Source organism: Spirillospora sp. NPDC052269 (assembly GCF_040679435.1).
Taxonomy (GTDB): Bacteria; Actinomycetota; Actinomycetes; order Streptosporangiales; family Streptosporangiaceae; genus Spirillospora.
Window position 1 is genome coordinate 293229 of sequence record NZ_JBFAUU010000008.1, and the last position, 15964, is coordinate 309192.

A 15964-nucleotide genomic window follows, 5' to 3' on the forward strand; every position below is an offset into this window, starting at 1 on the left:
GGCATCAATGGCTGCATGGAGCGGATCATGACGATTCCGGGGGCGCGCGGCGCGACCCTGGTCGACTGCTCCACCGGCCTGGCGGTGGCCGCGACCGGCGGCGCGGGGGCCCTGGACCAGCACGAGGACGCGGCGGGGACCACCGACGTCGTCCGGGCGGTGCTGTCCAGCCCGGCGCTCAGCACGTCGCCGGCGGGCGACGACGTCCAGGAGATCATCGTGTCCGGGACGTTCGGCTACCACCTGCTGGTCTGCGTCGGCCAGGCCTTCGGCGCGCAGCTCTTCCTGCACGTCGTCCTCGACCGGGACAGCGGGAATCTGGCGCTGGCGCGGCTGCGGGTCCGGGAGATCGTCGAACTGCTCGCGGAGGGCCGCGATGACGTCTGAGTTCTCCGGCGCCCCGCGGGGTCTCGGCGACGGTTCTCCGGCGCGAGGGGAATCCGCCGCCGTCGCCGCGCGGGGGCCGCAAGCGCCGGTCGAGGGCGGCGGGGTCCCGCTGGAGGAGTTGCTGCTCCAGTTGGAGCGGGAGCGCTGCTCGGGCGAGGTGAGCTGCGGCATGGAGGGGCGCGTCCTGCTGTCGGAAGGGCTGGTGTGCCGGGCCGAGTCCCGCCGCGCCACGTCCCTGGCCGCACTGTGGACGACCGACGGTCCGGTCGGGGAGCAGCCGTGGTGGCCCGGCCACGGCGGTTCGTCCGAGGGCTCGGGCGGCGGGGAGGACGACGCGTCCCCACTGGAGGTCTACGCGCTGGCGGCGACGTTCGACGCGATGTCGCTGCTGCTGGACACGGCCCGCTCGGCCGCCTGGTCGGGACGTCCCGACGGCGGCCAGGCAGGGCGGGGCGGCGGCCCGGGATTCGACCCGGTGTTCGTCGCGGGACGGCTCGGACGGCGGACGGTGCGCTGCCGGGGCGTATCGCCGGGGGTGCTGCTGCACGAATGCGCCCGGCTCGCCGACCGCGCGGGCGGGTGGCCGCTGGCGCTGGCGGACGCCGCGCCGGTGGTGGCGCCGCGGCACGTCCACCGGCAGCGGGTGATGCTGACGGCGGTGCAGGCCGAGGTGGCGCTCGCGGTGGACGGCCGCCGCACGCCCGCGGGGCTGGCCGCCGAGCTGGGCCGTCCGGTGGTGGTGTGCCTGGAGGCGGTGCGCGCGCTGACGGCGCTGGGACTGGTCGAGCGTCCGGTGGTGGGCGTCGGCGGTCCGCTGCGCAGGCGGACGCGGCCCGCGGCGCGGCCGGTCCCGCCGCCGCTGGAGCCGCCGCCGGTCGACATGGAGACCCTGATGCGGCTGCGCGCCGCGCTGGAGCAAGTGTGACCGGGGGGAAGCGGCGGCTGGGCACCCTGGTCGAGCGATGGACGCGGACGGCGCCGGGCGAGCCGCCCGGGAACGGCGTGGGCGGGCCTCCGCCCGAGTCCGACCCGATGGTGCTGGCGGAGCTGAGGCGGCTGCGATCCCGGCTGGACCGGCTGGTCGGGAGCCTGGTGGCCGCCGGCGACGGGCGCCTGGTGGCCCACGACCTGCCACCGTCGGTGGAGCCGTGCGGGATGGCGGCGCTGACGGTGACGCATCTGGCGATGTCGCACCGGCTGGCGGCGACCGCGCACGGCGGCGGGTTCCACGAGGTCGTCGTGCAGGGCACCGGCGGCTACGTGGCGATCTACGCGGCGGGGTGGCACACCTCGCTGACCGTCCTGGCCGGGCCGGACGTGAACGTGGGGCGGCTGCACCTGGAGTCGCGTCCGGCGGCGCGGGCGATCGCCCGGCGGCTGGCCGCGACGACGCCCGGCGGACCGGGTGATCCCGGCGGCCCCGACGGCCCTGACGGCCTGCTTGGTCAGGGGTGAGCTCGCGCGGGCCCTCCGGGCGTGAACGAGCGGTGAAAGGAACATCCGACTGAAAAGGAGACCCCCATGTCGAACATGGATCTTTCCCTCAAGGACATGATGTCGATCGACGGCGCCATCGGCGCCGCGGTCGTCGACTTCGGCAGCGGCATGGCGCTCGGCGTGCAGGGCGGTTCCAAGGCCCTGGACCTGCAGGTCGCGGCGGCGGGCAACACCGAGGTCATGCGGTCCAAGATGCGCACCATCGAGCAGCTCGGCCTGAAGGACGAGATCGAGGACATCCTGATCACGCTCAGTGGCCAGTACCACATCATCCGGCCGGTGACCGGGCGCAAGGGCAAGGGCCTGTTCCTCTACCTGGCGCTCGACCGCGGCCGCGCGAACCTGGCGCTGGCACGCCACCACATGAAGGGCATCGAGGAGAACCTCGAGATCTGACCCCGCCCGCCGCGGAACGGGCCCGGACGATCGTCGTCCGGGCCCGTCCTCGTGCCCGCGCCCTGATCATCCGTGCCTCGGCGGGGCGCGAGGGGAACGATTCGTGTGGACGATCGTTAGTCTGGAGTGGCAGGACGTGGGCGGGTTTGGGGGCATGACATGACCGACCGGACCGGGAGCGGCCCGAACATCGGCGGCTCGACCGGCGATGACGCGTCCCCGCAGACGCCCGCCGCTCTGAAGCCCTTGGCCGAGCCCGCACCAGAGGCCGTGCCCGAGGCCGAGCCCGCTGCGGGCGGGGTGACGCGGGCCGCAGTGGACGGCCTCGGTGAGGTGACGCGCGGGCTCGCGCCGCTCGCCGAGCGGGCGGCGCGGGGCGCGTCGGCCGCGGCCGAGCCGGTCCGGGTGATCGCGCGCCGGGCCGCCGACCAGGCCGCCGCGCAGGTCGTGGAGCGCCTCGCCCGCACCTCGGCGATGGAGTCGGTGGAGCGCGCCGCCCGGGAGGCGGCGGTCAAGATCGCCTCGGCGGCGGCCGAGAAGGCCGTGCGGGAGGCCGTCCAGGAGGCGCGGTCCGTCGCGCGGACGGTCGCGGGCGCCAACCCGCTGGCGGGCACCGCGATCGAGGTCACCGGCACCCTGACCGGCACGGCGATGACGCTGGCCGAGCAGGCGGCGCAGCACCCGATGGCCGCGGCGGCGCGGCGGCTGGCCACGCGCAACCCGTTCGCGCGGGCCGTGACCGCGACGGCGGTCGACGCGGTCGCCGACGTCGCGGGCCGGACGGTGTCGGCGCCGGTGGTCCAGGCCGCGACCCGCGTGGTGGTCGACACGGCGATCGACGCCGTCGCCGACGTGGCCGTGGACGTCGCGCTCGACGTCGGCCGCGAGGTGATCGCGGACGTGGTGCGGACGGTGGCGCAGGAGGCCGCCAGGCAGGCGGCGCGGGAGCTGGCGTCCGGGGTCCGGGAGCAGGGCCGCCGGGTCGCGGCGGCCAGCCCGGTCGCGGCGGCGAGCGCCGATCTCGCGTCCTCGTTCGTCCTGGACGTGGCGCGTGATCTGGGAACGGGCGAGGCGGCGCGGGCCGCGAGCGGGTTCTGGAGGGCCGCCGCGGGCAGCGCCCTGGCCCGCACGGCGGCCGGGCTGGCCGGGCAGGTCGCCGACCGGGCGCTCGCGCTGGCCGTCGAGACCGTCATGCGCGAGCTGATGCGCGAGGCGCTGAAGGCGGCGCTGAGGGAGTCGTTGCGCGGGATCCTGTTCGACGTGGCGCGGGAGGTCGTGGTCGAGTCCGTCCGGACGGGCTGGACGACCGTCCTGCGTGCCGACGCCGAGCCCGCGACCGCCGGGCCGGAGAGCACTGAAACCGCGCGGGCCGCCGGAGGGGCGCCCGGGAGCGCGGCGGCCGAGGTGTCGCTCAGCGGCCTGGTGGGGCGGATGGCGCGGGCCACGGTCGGCGCGGTCGCGTCGCACCCGGCGACGGGCACGGTGGTCACCTCGGCGACCGGGATCGCCGTGCGGGTCACGGCCCGGACGGCGCCGCGCGTGGTGCCGCGGGTCGCGGCGAGCACGCTCCGCAACGCCTCCCGGTACCGGGCGGGCGTGCGCCGCGCCGATCTTCCGGAGCGTCCGGCGGCCTCGTCCACGGAGTCGATCTTCACCATGGTGACGAGGACGGCCGGGGACGCGACGACGGCCGTGATCCGCACCGCGGTGCGTCCGGCCCGCCCCAAGGGAACCGGGCGCGAGGGCGGCGGCCGGAGGCCGGCGGGGGACGCCTGACCGGCGTTCCGGGCGGCGGTTCCGAGGGGTCGGCGTTTCTGAAAGATCCATGAGAATCCGCTGGTCACAGCGGTGATCGTGGTGTGGGCGGTTACCGTGGGCGCATGGAGTCTGGTGCCGCGCGTGGGCGGATCCTGGTCGTGGACGACGAGCCGGCGGTCCGGGAGTCGCTGACCAGCAGCCTGGAGTTCGAGGGGTACGAGGTCGGCACCGCCGCGGACGGGCTGCTGGCGCTGGACGCGGTCGAGCGGGAGCATCCCGACCTGGTCGTCCTGGACGTGCTGATGCCCCGGATGGACGGGCTGACCGCGTGCCGGCGGATGCGGGCGCGCGGCGCGACGATGCCGGTGCTGATGCTGACCGCGCGGGACATGGTCGGCGACCGCGTGACCGGGCTGGACGCGGGCGCCGACGACTACCTGGTGAAGCCGTTCGAGCTGGACGAGCTGCTGGCGCGGGTGCGGGCGCTGCTGCGCCGGGCGGTGGACTACGGCCCGGCGTCCCGCCCGGACGGCGAGGTGCTGGCCTTCGACGACCTGAGCATGGACCCGCGGACCCGGGAGGTGACGCGGGAGGGGCTGCCCCTGGAGCTGACCCGCACCGAGTTCATGCTGCTGGAGCTGTTCCTGCGGCATCCGCGGCAGGTGCTGACCCGCGAGCAGATCCTGGAGACGGTGTGGGGGTTCGACTTCGAGCCGGCCTCCAACTCGCTCGACGTGTACGTGATGTACCTGCGGCGCAAGACCGAGGTGAACGGGCTGCCCCGGCTGATCCACACCGTGCGCGGCGTCGGCTACGTGCTGCGGGGCTCGTCATGACCGGCGATCGCGTCGACCGGGCCGTCCGGCGCGGAGAGGGCGGCGGATCGTGCGGCGCCTGATGACCCGGCTGCCGCTGCGGGGACGGCTGGCGCTGCTGACGGCGCTCGCGGTCGCCGTCGCGGTGGCGGCGTGCGCGACGGTCAGCTGGTTCCTGGTCCGAGGCCAGCTGTACCGCGAACTGGACGGACGCCTGCACGCGATGAGCGGCCCCCCTCCGGCCCCGGACATGAACAACCGCCGGCCGCGCGGCTGGCCGGAGATCCGGGACGCGCTGAACAACTGCCAGCCCACGCCGACCGGCACGACCGACACCCGGTACGGCGGCCCGTACTTCATCCAGCAGGCGATCGTCGCCGACGGGCGTGCGTGCGCGATCCCCGACCGGGGCGGACTGACGGTGACCAAGGCCGACGCGCAGGTCGCGGCCGGAACTCGTCCGAGCGCGCTGCACAACGGGAAGGGCGTCGACAGTCAGGGGAACAGCGTCCAGGTGCGGATCCTGACGGTCGGATACCCGGGGAAGGACACCGACGGCAACCTGGTGCGGTTCGCGGTCTCGACGGCGATTCCGCTGGACGAGGCGGAGGGGCCGCTCGACAACCTGGCGCTGCTGCTGGTGGCGGTGTCGGCGGCCGGGGTGCTGCTGTCGGCGGGCGCGGGTCTGATGATCGCGCGGGCGTCGCTGCGTCCGGTGGACCGGCTGACCGACGCGGCCGAGCACATCGCGCGGACCGAGGACCTGGACACCCGGATCCCCGAGCACGGGCACGACGAGATCGCGCGGCTGAGCCAGGCGTTCAACACGATGACGGGCGCGCTGGCGGCGGCGCGCGACCGGCAGCAGCAGCTGATCGCGGACGCCGGGCACGAGCTGCGCACGCCGCTGACGTCGCTGCGCACCAACATCGACCTGTTGCTGCGGTCGCAGGACAGCGGCCGGGAGCTGCCGCCGGACGCGCGGCGCCGACTGCTGGCGAGCGTGAAGGCGCAGATGGTCGAGCTGTCGAGTCTGGTGGGCGACCTGCTGGAGCTGGCGCGTCCGGCGGAGGGGCAGCCCGCGCGGGAAACCGTGGCGCTGCACGATGCGGTGGAACGCGCCGTCGAGCGGGCCCGGCTGCGCGGCCCGGGGCTGACCGTCGAGCTGGACGCGTCGCCGTGGTTCGTCCAGGGCGATCCGGGGCAGCTGGAGCGGGCCGTGGTGAACCTGCTGGACAACGCGGTGAAGTTCAGCCCGCCGTCCGGCCGGGTGCGGGTGCGGCTGGCGGACGGGGAGCTGACCGTCCAGGACGAGGGTCCGGGCATCGCGCCGGAGGACCTGCCGCACGTGTTCGAGCGGTTCTGGCGGTCGCCGTCGGCGCGGAGCCTGCCGGGGTCGGGACTGGGCCTGTCGATCGTGGCGCGGGTCGTCGGCGAGGGCGGCGGGCGGGTGAGCCTGGAGCCGGCCGAGGGTGGCGGCACGGTGGCGCGGGTCGTCCTGCCGGGCAGCCCGGTACGTCCGGACTGATGGCCTTTCTGGGGAATCATCCGGCGGTCGGGGACGGGTTTCTCATCGACCGTTAAGGAAGGGCTCAGCGGTCTCCCACGCCGGTTTCCGACGGTGGTTCGCATGAGTCACCTGGTCACCACACGGAGCACGGCGGGCCACGCCGTCGCCCCGTCCGGATCCGGGAGTCCCGAAGGGGAGCCGGGCGGGCGGGGGCGGCTGGTGGAGGTCGTGATCCCGGTCTTCAACGAGGAGCGCGTGCTGTCCGCGAGTGTGCGGCGGCTGCACGCCTATCTGAGCGACACCTTCCCGTACGCGTGGCGGATCACCGTCGCCGACAACGCCAGCACCGACGGCACGTGGCCTCTCGCCGAGGAGCTGACGGCCGAGCTGCCGCGGGTCCGGGCGGTGCATCTGGACCTGAAGGGCCGCGGCCGGGCGCTGCGGCGGGTGTGGTCCGGTTCGGACGCCGACGTCGTCGCGTACATGGACGTGGACCTGTCGACCGACCTGGACGCGTTCCTGCCGCTGGTCGCGCCGCTGCTCTCCGGGCACAGCGACCTGGCGATCGGGTCGCGGCTGTCGCGCGGGTCGGCGGTCGTGCGCGGGCCGCGCCGGGAGGTGATCTCGCGCTGCTACAACCTGCTGCTGCGGGCGACGCTGGCGGCGCGGTTCTCCGACGCGCAGTGCGGTTTCAAGGCGGGCCGGACCGAGATCGTCCAGGCGCTGCTTCCGGTGGTGGAGGACCAGGAGTGGTTCTTCGACACCGAGCTGCTGCTGCTGGCCGAGCGGACCGGCCTGCGGATCCACGAGGTGCCGGTCGACTGGGTGGACGACCCGGACAGCCGCGTCGACGTGCTGCGCACGGCGCTGGACGACCTGAAGGGAATGGCGCGGGTGGGACGTCGGATGCTGACCGGCGGGTTCGGAGCCCCGGTCGCTGGACGGTTCGGCGCACGGACGCGCCCGGACGGCGAGGCCGCCGAACGCGACGCCACGCGGCAGGGGCCGCCCGGCGACGGACAGGGCGGCGGCGAGCGCGGTGGTGACGGGAGCGGTGGCGCGGGCGGTGAGCTGCCCGCGGGGATGCGGCGTCAGCTCCCGGTGTTCGCGATGATCGGCGCGGTGAGCACCGTGGCGCAGCTGGCGCTGTTCGTGCTGCTGCGGCTGGTGATGGGGCCGCTGGTGGCGAACGCGCTGTCGCTGGTGGTCACCACGGTCGGCAACACCGCCGCGAACCGCCGGTTCACCTTCGGTGTGACCGGGTCGCACCGGGCGGTGCGGCACCAGGTCGAGGGCGGGCTGACGTTCCTGCTCGGGCTGGGACTCAGCACCGGCGGGCTCGCGCTGCTGCATGCGACGGTCGCGAATCCGTCCCGGTGGGTGGAGGTCGCGGCGATGGTGGCGGCGAACGCGGTCGCGACACTGGTGCGGTTCCTACTGATGCGGGCGTGGATCTTCCACCCGCGCCGGTTGCGCGGCACGTCGCGTCCGGGAACCGCCCCTGCGGCCCCGCCCGCGAACTCGACCACGAGTCCGACAGCGAGCCCTGCCGCAGCCGCGCCCATGGCCACTGCTGATGTCGCTGCTGCGGCGCCTGAGGAGGCGGGTCTGTGAGCGCGACGATGACGACCGGTGCGTCGGAGGGGGCGTCCCGGTCGGCGGGGTCACGGCGGGGGTGGCCGGGCCGGTTCCTGCTGGGGCCGGAGGGGGATCCGCCGTGGGTGCGTCCGGGGTTGTGGGCGATCCTCGCGCTGGCGGCCGTCCTGTACGTCTGGGGGTTGTCGAAGAGCGGGGACGCGAACACGTACTACGCGGCGGCGGTGAAGAGCGGCACCGAGAGCTGGAAGGCGTTCTTCTTCGGCTCGCTGGACGCGCACTCGTTCATCACGGTGGACAAGCCGCCGATGGCGCTCTGGGTGATGGGCCTGTTCGCCCGGGTGATCGGGTTCGGGTCGTGGAGCCTGCTGCTGCCGCAGGTGATCGAGGGCGTGGCGGCCGTGGCGCTGCTGCACGTGACGGTGCGGCGGGCGTTCGGCCCGGCGGCGGCGCTGCTGGCGGCCGGGGTCCTGGCGCTGACGCCGATCACGGTGGCGATCAACCGGGACGACAACCCCGACACGCTGCTGGCGCTGCTGCTGGTCGCGGCGGCGTGGGCGACGACGCGCGCGATCCAGGACGGACGGGTGCGCTGGCTGGCGCTGGCGGCGTTCTTCATCGGCTGCGGGTTCAACACCAAGATGCTTCAGGCGTCCGTCGCGCTTCCCGCGCTCGCGCTGGCGTACCTGCTGTTCGGCCCCCCGAAGCTCGGACGGCGCGTCCTGCAACTGTTGACGGCGGGCGCGGTGCTGCTGGTGTCGGCGGGCTGGTGGATGACGGTGGTCGACCTGATCCCGGCGTCCAAGCGCCCGTACATCGGGGGCAGCACCGACGGCACGGTGTGGGACCTGGTGATCGGCTACAACGGCCTGGGCCGGGTGTTCGGGCAGAACCGCGGCGGACGCGGCGGCGGTGACGCGTTCCGGGAGCTCGCGCAGCGCGGTGGGGAGTTCGCGGGGCAGGCCGGGGACGTGGTGCGGAACCGTCCGCGCGGCGGGTTCGGGGGCGGGTTCGGCGGGCAGTCGGGCATCGGCCGGCTGTTCGGCGGGGAGCTGGGAGGCCAGATCTCCTGGCTGCTGCCGTTCGCGGCGATCGCGCTGGTCGCGGGCCTGGTGCTGGTGTGGCGTCGGCCGCGGACCGATCTGGTGCGGGCGTCGCTCGTGTTGTGGGGCGCGTGGCTGGCGGTGCACTTCGTGGTGTTCAGCTTCTCCGAGGGCACCTTCCACCCGTACTACACGACGGCGATGGCCCCGGCGGTCGCGGCGCTCGTGGGCGGCGGCGGAGTGCTGCTGTTCGGCGCGTACCGGCGGTCGGCGCGGTGGTCGTGGGTGCTGGCGGCCGCGGTCGCGGCGACGGGCGCGTGGGCGTTCGTCCTGCTGAACCGGACGCCGCACTGGCATCCGGCGCTGCGCTGGCTGGTGCTGGCCGGGACGGTCCTGGCGGTGGCGAACCTGCTTGCCGGACGGCTGTTGCGGCGGGCGGGAGTGCCGTTCACCTTGGCGGGGCTGACCCTGGCGCTGGTGGCGGGACTGGCTGGTCCGGGCGCGTACGCGGTGTCGGCGGCGTCCTCACCGGTGAACGGGTCGAACCCGCTCGCCGGTCCGAACAGTGGTCACGGCTTCGGTCCCGGCGGACGCATGGGCGGACGTGGCGACGACCGGCTGCGCGGTTTCGGCGGCATGCCTCCGGGCATGGGCAACGCCGGAAACGGTGCGGCGCGCGGGAGTGGCCTTCCGGGCTACGGAACACCACCTGGCGGTCAGGGCGGCGCGAACGGTCAGGGTGGTTTTGCTGGGCGTCGCGGCTTCGGTGGTCCGGGCGGTGAGGTCAGCGATCAGATGGTCTCCTACCTGGAGAAGCACCAGGACGGCGCTCAGTGGCTCGTCGCTGTGAGCAACGCGCAGGCGGCGTCGTCGATCATCCTGAAGACCGGCCGCGCGGTGATCGCGATGGGTGGGTTCACCGGGACCGACAAGGCGATGTCGGTGTCCAAGCTGGAGTCGTACGTCCGGCAGGGGAAGCTGCATTACATCGTGGTCTCCGAGGGCGGAATGGGCCGGGACGGACGCGGCGGATCCGAAGCGGTCACCGCGTGGGTGAAGCAGAACGGGACGCTCGTCCAGCCCAGCGAGTACGGCGAGTCCGCGTCCGCGGCGGCGGGCACCGGGACGGGTTCGTTCGGGTCGCCGATGGGTGGCGGGACGACGCAGTTGTACCGGCTCGGCTGAGCGGTTCCTGTTGGGTTCGCGTAGGGGATCGGCCCCGCCCGGCGCCTCTGATGGGCGTCGAGGCGGGCCGGTTCCGCGTGGTCAGGTTTGCGAGGGGGGACGAACACGATGACGGCGATACTGGCGGACGAGACGTCGGCGGCGCGTCCGCACGGGGCACGCGGGCCGTGGCCACGGCGGTTGCTGTTCGGCGACCGGGACGATCCCGGCTGGGCGCGTCCGGGGCTGTGGGCGCTGCTGGCGGTGACGGCGGTGCTGTACGTGTGGGGGCTGGGCGCGTCGGGGTGGGCCAACGCGTTCTACGCGGCGGCGGCGCAGGCCGGTTCGGTGAGCTGGAAGGCGATGTTCTTCGGCGCGTCGGACGCGGCGGGCGCGATCACGGTGGACAAGACGCCGCTGGCGCTGTGGCCGATGGCGTTGTCGGCGCGGTTGTTCGGGGTGAACGCCTGGAGTCTGCTCGTCCCGCAGGCGCTGATGGGCGTCGGGACTGTCGCGGTGGTGCACGCGTCGGTGCGCCGGGTGCTGGCCGGTGAGGTCGGGCGCGCGGTGGCGGCCGGTGCGGGGCTGCTGGCGGGCGCGGTGCTCGCGGTGACGCCGGTGGCGGTGCTGATGTTCCGGTTCAACAACCCGGACGCGCTGCTGGTGCTGCTGCTGAGCGTCGGCGCGTACGCGTTGGTGCGGGCGCAGGAGCGGGCGTCGACGGGGTGGCTGCTGGTCGCGGGCGCGGCCGTGGGGTCGGGCTTCCTGGCGAAGATGCTGCAGGCGTTCCTGGTCCTGCCGGTGTTCGCGCTGGTGTACCTCGTGTTCGCACCGACGCCGCTGCGGCGCCGGTTGTGGCAGCTGCCGGCCGCCGGGGGCGCGCTGCTGGTGGCGGCGGGTTGGTGGGTCGCGGTGGTGGCGCTGGTTCCGGCGTCGTCGCGTCCCTACATCGGCGGATCGCAGCACAACAGCGTGCTCGAGCTGGCGCTCGGCTACAACGGCCTGGGCCGGTTGAACGGGAACGAGACAGGCGGGCTGGGCAACACCGACGGCGACGCGGGCTGGCTGCGGATGTTCGGGCAGCAGGTCGGCGGGCAGATCGCGTGGCTGCTTCCGGCGGCGCTGCTGCTGCTCGCGGCGGGCCTGTGGGCGGTGCGCCGGACGCCCCGGACGGGCGGCGCGCGGGCGTCGCTGCTGGTCTGGGGCGGCTGGCTGCTGGTGACCGGCGTGGTGTTCAGCCTGATGCGGGGAATCTTCCACGAGTACTACACGGTGGCGCTGGCCCCGGCGGTCGCGGCGCTGGTCGGCCTCGGCGCGGGCCTGCTGTGGCCGCGACGACGCGTCCCGGGGTGGGCCGGGGTGCTGGCCGCGACGGTGCTGGTGTCGGCGGTGTGGGCGTGCGTCCTGCTGCACCGCACGCCGCAGTGGCGTCCGTGGCTGACGGGCGTGGTGGTCGTCGCCGCGCTCACGGCGCTGGTGCTGATCGCGGTGTCGGCGTCGGACGACGAGAACCTCGAGCGTCCGAGGCGGAGCGCCCGCGCGGCCCGGGTGGTGGCCGGTGCGACGGTGGCGGCGTCGGTGGTGGCAGTGTTCGCGGGCCCGGTGGCGTATGCGCTGGACACGGCGTCCACGCCGCACGAGGGCGCGATCGTGACGGCCGGTCCGTCCACGGGGCGTGGGCCGGGCGGGTTCGGCCGGCACATGCGTGGCGGCGGCCAGGGCCCGTGGGCGCACGGCGGGACGCCGAACGGGATGCCCGGCGGGAACGTCAACGGGAGCTTCCCCGGGTTCGGCGGCAACGGCGGTTCGGGAACGTCCGGCTTCAACGGCCCGCCTCCGGGCTGGCAGGGCTCAGGCCAGCAGAACCCGGGCGGGTTCCCGGGCGGCGTGGGCCACGGGATGCGCGGCGGCCATGGCGGGCTGCTGGGCGCGGAGAAGCCGTCGTCTGAGCTGGTCGAGGCGTTGAAGCAGGACGCGTCGTCCTACACGTGGGTCGCGGCGGCGGTCGGGTCGAACAACGCGGCCGGGTACCAGCTCGCGACGGGCCGCCCGGTGATGGCGGTCGGCGGGTTCAACGGAACCGATCCGGCGCCGACGCTGGAGCGTTTCCAGCAGCTGGTGGCCGCGAAGAGGATCCACTACTTCTTCGGCGGGTCGATGCCGGGGATGCGCGGCGGGGGCTCGTCCGGCGGGAGCGACGACGCGCAGCGGATCGCAGCGTGGGTGGAGGAGAACTTCACGACGCGGACGGTCGGCGGCGTGACGGTCTACGACCTGACGGCCGAACGGTGATCTACTCGGCGTGAGACCGTCGTCGGGACGGTCGGGCGTCCACGAGGGGGAGCGATGGTCGACCGCAGCAGGTTGGACGAGGCCGGGATCGCCGAGCGGCTGAAGGAGCTGCCGGGCTGGTCACGGGAGAGTGAGGAGATCCGGCGCGCGTTCGAGGCGCCGTCGTTCCGGGCGGGGATCGACCTGGTCGTAGCGGCGGCCGAAGCCGCCGAGGAGGCCGACCACCACCCGGACATCGACGTGCGCTGGACGACCGTCCGGTTCGCGCTCAGCACGCACAGCGAGGGCGGCCTGACCAGGCTGGACTTCGCGATGGCGCACAAGATCGACGGCTTGGCGGTCGAGCACGGCGCGCGCTGAGCCCGGCGGACGGCGGGACGGCCCGCCGGGGTTCGCCGCCGGGCCGTCCCGCCGTCCGGACGTGTGTGCGCTCGCCTAGTGGGTGGAGAAGCCGCCGTCGACGAACAGGGCCTGGCCGGTGACGTAGGCGGACGCCGGGGACGCCAGGAACACGGCGGCTCCGGCGAAGTCCTCGGCGACGCCGTTGCGTCCGGCGAAGGTGCGGGCGGCGAGGGCTTCGACCATGGCCGGGTTGGACTGGAGGCGCTGGTTGAGCGGGGTCATGACGAAGCCGGGCACCAGCGTGTTGGCGGTGACGCCGTGCGGGGACCACGCCTCGGCCTGGGAGCGGGCGAGGGCGGCGAGCCCGGCCTTGGACACGCCGTAGGCGCCGCTGGACACGAACGCGCGGTACGCCTGCTGCGAGGTGATGTGGATGAGGCGCCCGTAGCCGCGTTCGGCCATCCCGGGGCCGAAGCGCTGGCTGAGCAGGTGGGGCGCGTCGAGGTTGACGGCCATGGTGGTGTCCCACACGTCCGGGGTGAGCTCGCCGAGCGGCGGGCGCAGGTTGATCCCGGCGGCGTTGACGAGGATGTCGGGTTCTCCGAACGGCCGGACGGCCTCCTCGGCGGCGGCGAGCAGGGCGTCCCGGTCGCCGAGGTCGACGCTGACGCGGGCGGCGCGGCCTCCGAGGGCGGTGAGGTCGGCGACGGTGGCGTCGAGTTCGCTCTCGCGGCGGGCGAGGACGACGACGGACGCGCCGGCGCCGGCGAGGGCCTCGGCGATGGCGCGTCCGATGCCGGAGCTGCCGCCGGTGACGACCGCGACGCGCCCCTCCAGGGAGAACATGCCGGTCAGGTAGGCCGCAGGCGTGCGGGGCGTGGGTTGGTCCATAAGACGGTCACCCTACGGAAGGGGTGCGCGGGTCCCGCTCACCGCCCTCCTCGGAATGATCTCCGCCGGGAACCTCGGCGGCGTCGTCGGGCTTGCGGCGGTCGCGCCAGACGATGACGCCGATGACCGCGACGACGACGAACGTCGGAATGAAGAACGGGATGGCGGTGACGGCCGAGTGCGTCGCGAGCGGCTCGGCCGCCGCCAGGGGCAGGGTGGTCACGTGCCGACCTTCTCGGGAGCGGGGACGGGCCGGGCCGGTTCGGGCAGGACGCGGGCGATCCGGGCGACGCCCCAGCCGAGGGCGATGAGCAGGGCGAGGGTGCAGGCGAGGACGACGGTCGAGCACGCGGCCCACAGCCAGGGCGGCAGGCCGGTCTTCAGTTCGCGCTGCAGGATGTGGCGTTCGCCGGTGACGGCGCGGGTGACGTGCGGCTGGGCGGGCATCTCGGGGGCGTTGATGGCCTTGTCGTGCGGGAGGTAGACGGGGACCCCGGCGAGTTCGCGTCCGTCGTGGACGCGGACGAGGGTCTTCCACTGTCCGCCGATGGGTGCGGGGACGCTGGTGTGATAGACGCCGGGCGCGTCCCGGACGAGCCGGTCGACGTGCAGGCCCTTGCCCTGCCAGGCGGTGATGTCGACCCAGGACGGGTGGTCGACGCCGTCGCGGGGCGTGAGCTCGACGCGGACGTCGGCGGTGCGGTCGGCCCCGGTGCCGTGGACGCCGGTGAGGGTGAGCGTGGCGGTCTCGCCGCGCGGGACGCTGTAGATCTGGCAGTTGACCAGGGCGGCGGCGAACGCGGCGAGGCTCCCGGCGAACAGCGCGCGGGCCAGGTTGCGCCGGGCTCGGCGTGAGGCGGTGGGTCGTCCGGGGAGGCGGCCCTCGAGTCCTTCGGCGAGCAGCGCGCCGCAGACGCCTCCGGCGACGCCGCCGACGACGGCCATGAGGGTTCCCTCGACGGCGATGTCGCCCGTCCAGGGCAGCCGGAACGCGACGTGCGTCCAGGCGAACTCGGCGGCGAACCCGGCGGTGCCGATGAGCAGCCCGGACACGACGCCGAGGGCGAGCGGGCGGCGGGCCAGGACGAGCGCGGCGAGCTCGACGCACAGCGCCTCGGCGAAGTACAGCGGGACGGCGGCCCACAGTTCGCCGATGACCCCGGCGACGGCGACCGACACGCCGCCGCGCACCAGCATGTAGAACGCGACGGCGAACAGCGCTCCGCCGCGTCCGACCCACAGGCGGGCGCTGACCAGGGCGCATCCGGCGGCGACGGCGATGAGCAGCGGCTGGTGGACGAGCCGGAACTGCGGGACGCCGAAGTCGTACTCGGCCTGGAACACCGACAGCCCGACGAGCAGTCCGCCGGACGTCATGCCGCGCCGGATCCACTGCGTCCACGCGGGCGGCCGGGGGCCGTCCGGGTCGGTGGCGGCGCGGGCGCGGCGGCCCTCGCGTTCGAGGATCATCATGGCGACCAGGGACAGCCCGGCGCCGCCGATGAGCATCAGGTGGGTGGGGCCCCAGAGGGTGACGTCCTGGCCGAAGATGCGGTGCCAGACGTCGTCGAGGGGGAAGCCAAGCAGGGCGTAGAACCCGGCTCCGGCGAGCAGGACGCCGCCGGTGGGCGCATGCCAGGTGCGGGTGATCCGGACGGCGGCGACGCCGGGCCGTTCGCCGGGCAGCGGCAGGACGACGGCGATGACGCCCGCGGTGAAGATCCCGAACAGGCCGAACAGGATCGGGTAGTGCGCGATGTTGGCGAGGGGGCCGACGTCGCGTCCGTGCGAGATGTGCAGGGAGATGTCCCAGTACATGCCGAGCAGGGCGGTGAGCAGGGACAGCAGGGCGACGCTGGACGGGAGGGCGGCCCAGCCGGGCAGGCCGCGCCCGGTGCCGCGTTCGGAGAGCGCGGCGGCGCGGGTGAGCCAGGTGAGGCGTCCGCTGCGGTGGCCCCAGCCGAGCAGGAGCAGCACGGCGGCGAGGGCGGCGCCGGCGCCGGAGGCGATGACCACCTGGTCGAGCGCGGCGCCTCCGGCGGGCCGGTCCTGCTGCGCCAGGTGCGGGAGGGCGGGGTGGCCGAGCACGCGCGCGGCGGCGCGTGCGGCGCTGTCGGTGGGGGGTTGCGGCACGGTCGCTCCCTTGCCTGGACGTCTGTTCGGGGGGTGGGGGTGTGATTCCACCCACGGCCCGGAGTATGCCAATCTCGAATGTGTCATTGTCTAGTGTCACATCGTGTGGTGTACGACACCCGGCGGCCGCCGGGCGGTCC

General features: G+C 74.5%; 14 protein-coding genes. 11 read left to right on the top strand and 3 right to left on the bottom strand.

Features of this window, described 5'->3' with window-relative positions; translation table 11 throughout:
- Window positions 1–27 precede the first annotated feature (27 nt).
- The 11 genes from AB0L06_RS19625 to AB0L06_RS19675 all read left to right on the top strand — a co-directional run bounded on the left by AB0L06_RS19625 (window position 28) and on the right by AB0L06_RS19675 (window position 12818).
- A complete protein-coding gene (locus tag AB0L06_RS19625; protein WP_500232443.1) occupies window positions 28–387 on the top strand; it encodes a hypothetical protein in 360 nt (119 codons plus the stop codon).
- Entirely contained in the window at window positions 377–1312 is a 936-nt protein-coding gene (locus AB0L06_RS19630; RefSeq protein ID WP_500232444.1) for a hypothetical protein, read from the top strand. Before AB0L06_RS19625 ends, AB0L06_RS19630 begins: the two co-directional genes overlap by 11 nt.
- Window positions 1309–1842: a roadblock/LC7 domain-containing protein gene (locus tag AB0L06_RS19635; protein ID WP_500232445.1), complete on the top strand. Its 534-nt coding sequence runs from the start codon at window positions 1309–1311 to the stop codon at window positions 1840–1842. Before AB0L06_RS19630 ends, AB0L06_RS19635 begins: the two co-directional genes overlap by 4 nt.
- 66 nt (window positions 1843–1908) lie before the next feature.
- Complete coding sequence (locus AB0L06_RS19640; protein ID WP_500232446.1) at window positions 1909–2280, top strand: hypothetical protein; 372 nt, start codon at window positions 1909–1911, stop codon at window positions 2278–2280.
- Window positions 2281–2439: 159 nt separating this feature from the next.
- Entirely contained in the window at window positions 2440–4056 is a 1617-nt protein-coding gene (locus tag AB0L06_RS19645; protein ID WP_500232447.1) for a hypothetical protein, read from the top strand.
- 104 nt (window positions 4057–4160) lie between these two features.
- Window positions 4161–4874 carry a response regulator transcription factor gene (locus AB0L06_RS19650; protein WP_500232448.1) on the top strand — a complete coding sequence of 238 codons (714 nt, stop codon included), beginning with the start codon at window positions 4161–4163 and terminating at the stop codon, window positions 4872–4874.
- A gap of 49 nt (window positions 4875–4923) precedes the next feature.
- Window positions 4924–6381, top strand: a complete 1458-nt coding sequence (locus tag AB0L06_RS19655; protein ID WP_500232449.1) for a sensor histidine kinase — start codon at window positions 4924–4926, stop codon at window positions 6379–6381.
- A 102-nt stretch (window positions 6382–6483) separates the two neighbouring features.
- Entirely contained in the window at window positions 6484–7977 is a 1494-nt protein-coding gene (locus tag AB0L06_RS19660; RefSeq protein WP_500232450.1) for a bifunctional glycosyltransferase family 2/GtrA family protein, read from the top strand.
- The gene (locus AB0L06_RS19665) at window positions 7974–10187 is read left to right on the top strand and encodes an ArnT family glycosyltransferase (protein WP_500232451.1); all 2214 of its coding nucleotides are present in this window, start codon (window positions 7974–7976) and stop codon (window positions 10185–10187) included. Before AB0L06_RS19660 ends, AB0L06_RS19665 begins: the two co-directional genes overlap by 4 nt.
- Window positions 10188–10295: 108 nt before the next feature.
- Complete coding sequence (locus tag AB0L06_RS19670) at window positions 10296–12458, top strand: mannosyltransferase YkcB-related protein (RefSeq protein WP_500232452.1); 2163 nt, start codon at window positions 10296–10298, stop codon at window positions 12456–12458.
- A 54-nt stretch (window positions 12459–12512) separates the two neighbouring features.
- Window positions 12513–12818: a 4a-hydroxytetrahydrobiopterin dehydratase gene (locus AB0L06_RS19675; protein ID WP_500232453.1), complete on the top strand. Its 306-nt coding sequence runs from the start codon at window positions 12513–12515 to the stop codon at window positions 12816–12818.
- A 75-nt stretch (window positions 12819–12893) separates the two neighbouring features.
- Here the strand turns inward: AB0L06_RS19675 and AB0L06_RS19680 are convergent, their stop codons facing one another.
- From AB0L06_RS19680 to AB0L06_RS19690, 3 genes are read right to left on the bottom strand one after another with little or no spacing between them, the layout of a single operon-like run.
- On the bottom strand, window positions 12894–13691 hold the full coding sequence (locus tag AB0L06_RS19680) for an SDR family NAD(P)-dependent oxidoreductase (protein ID WP_500232454.1): 798 nt from the start codon (window positions 13689–13691) through the stop codon (window positions 12894–12896).
- A 7-nt stretch (window positions 13692–13698) separates the two neighbouring features.
- A complete protein-coding gene (locus AB0L06_RS19685) occupies window positions 13699–13914 on the bottom strand; it encodes a hypothetical protein (protein WP_500232455.1) in 216 nt (71 codons plus the stop codon).
- Window positions 13911–15824 carry a hypothetical protein gene (locus tag AB0L06_RS19690; RefSeq protein ID WP_500232456.1) on the bottom strand — a complete coding sequence of 638 codons (1914 nt, stop codon included), beginning with the start codon at window positions 15822–15824 and terminating at the stop codon, window positions 13911–13913. The genes AB0L06_RS19685 and AB0L06_RS19690 overlap by 4 nt, the downstream gene beginning before the upstream one ends.
- Window positions 15825–15964 lie beyond the last annotated feature (140 nt).

What these genes read in the sequence shown, in the direction of transcription:
- AB0L06_RS19640 (WP_500232446.1), top strand. Translation starts at nt 1,909, where the DNA reads ATGTCGAACATGGATCTTTCCCTCAAGGACATGATGTCGATCGACGGC.
- AB0L06_RS19625 (WP_500232443.1), top strand. Translation starts at nt 28, where the DNA reads ATGACGATTCCGGGGGCGCGCGGCGCGACCCTGGTCGACTGCTCCACC.
- AB0L06_RS19630 (WP_500232444.1), top strand. Translation starts at nt 377, where the DNA reads ATGACGTCTGAGTTCTCCGGCGCCCCGCGGGGTCTCGGCGACGGTTCT.
- AB0L06_RS19680 (WP_500232454.1), bottom strand. Translation starts at nt 13,691, where the DNA reads ATGGACCAACCCACGCCCCGCACGCCTGCGGCCTACCTGACCGGCATG.
- AB0L06_RS19675 (WP_500232453.1), top strand. Translation starts at nt 12,513, where the DNA reads ATGGTCGACCGCAGCAGGTTGGACGAGGCCGGGATCGCCGAGCGGCTG.
- AB0L06_RS19660 (WP_500232450.1), top strand. Translation starts at nt 6,484, where the DNA reads ATGAGTCACCTGGTCACCACACGGAGCACGGCGGGCCACGCCGTCGCC.
- AB0L06_RS19670 (WP_500232452.1), top strand. Translation starts at nt 10,296, where the DNA reads ATGACGGCGATACTGGCGGACGAGACGTCGGCGGCGCGTCCGCACGGG.
- AB0L06_RS19650 (WP_500232448.1), top strand. Translation starts at nt 4,161, where the DNA reads ATGGAGTCTGGTGCCGCGCGTGGGCGGATCCTGGTCGTGGACGACGAG.
- AB0L06_RS19645 (WP_500232447.1), top strand. Translation starts at nt 2,440, where the DNA reads ATGACCGACCGGACCGGGAGCGGCCCGAACATCGGCGGCTCGACCGGC.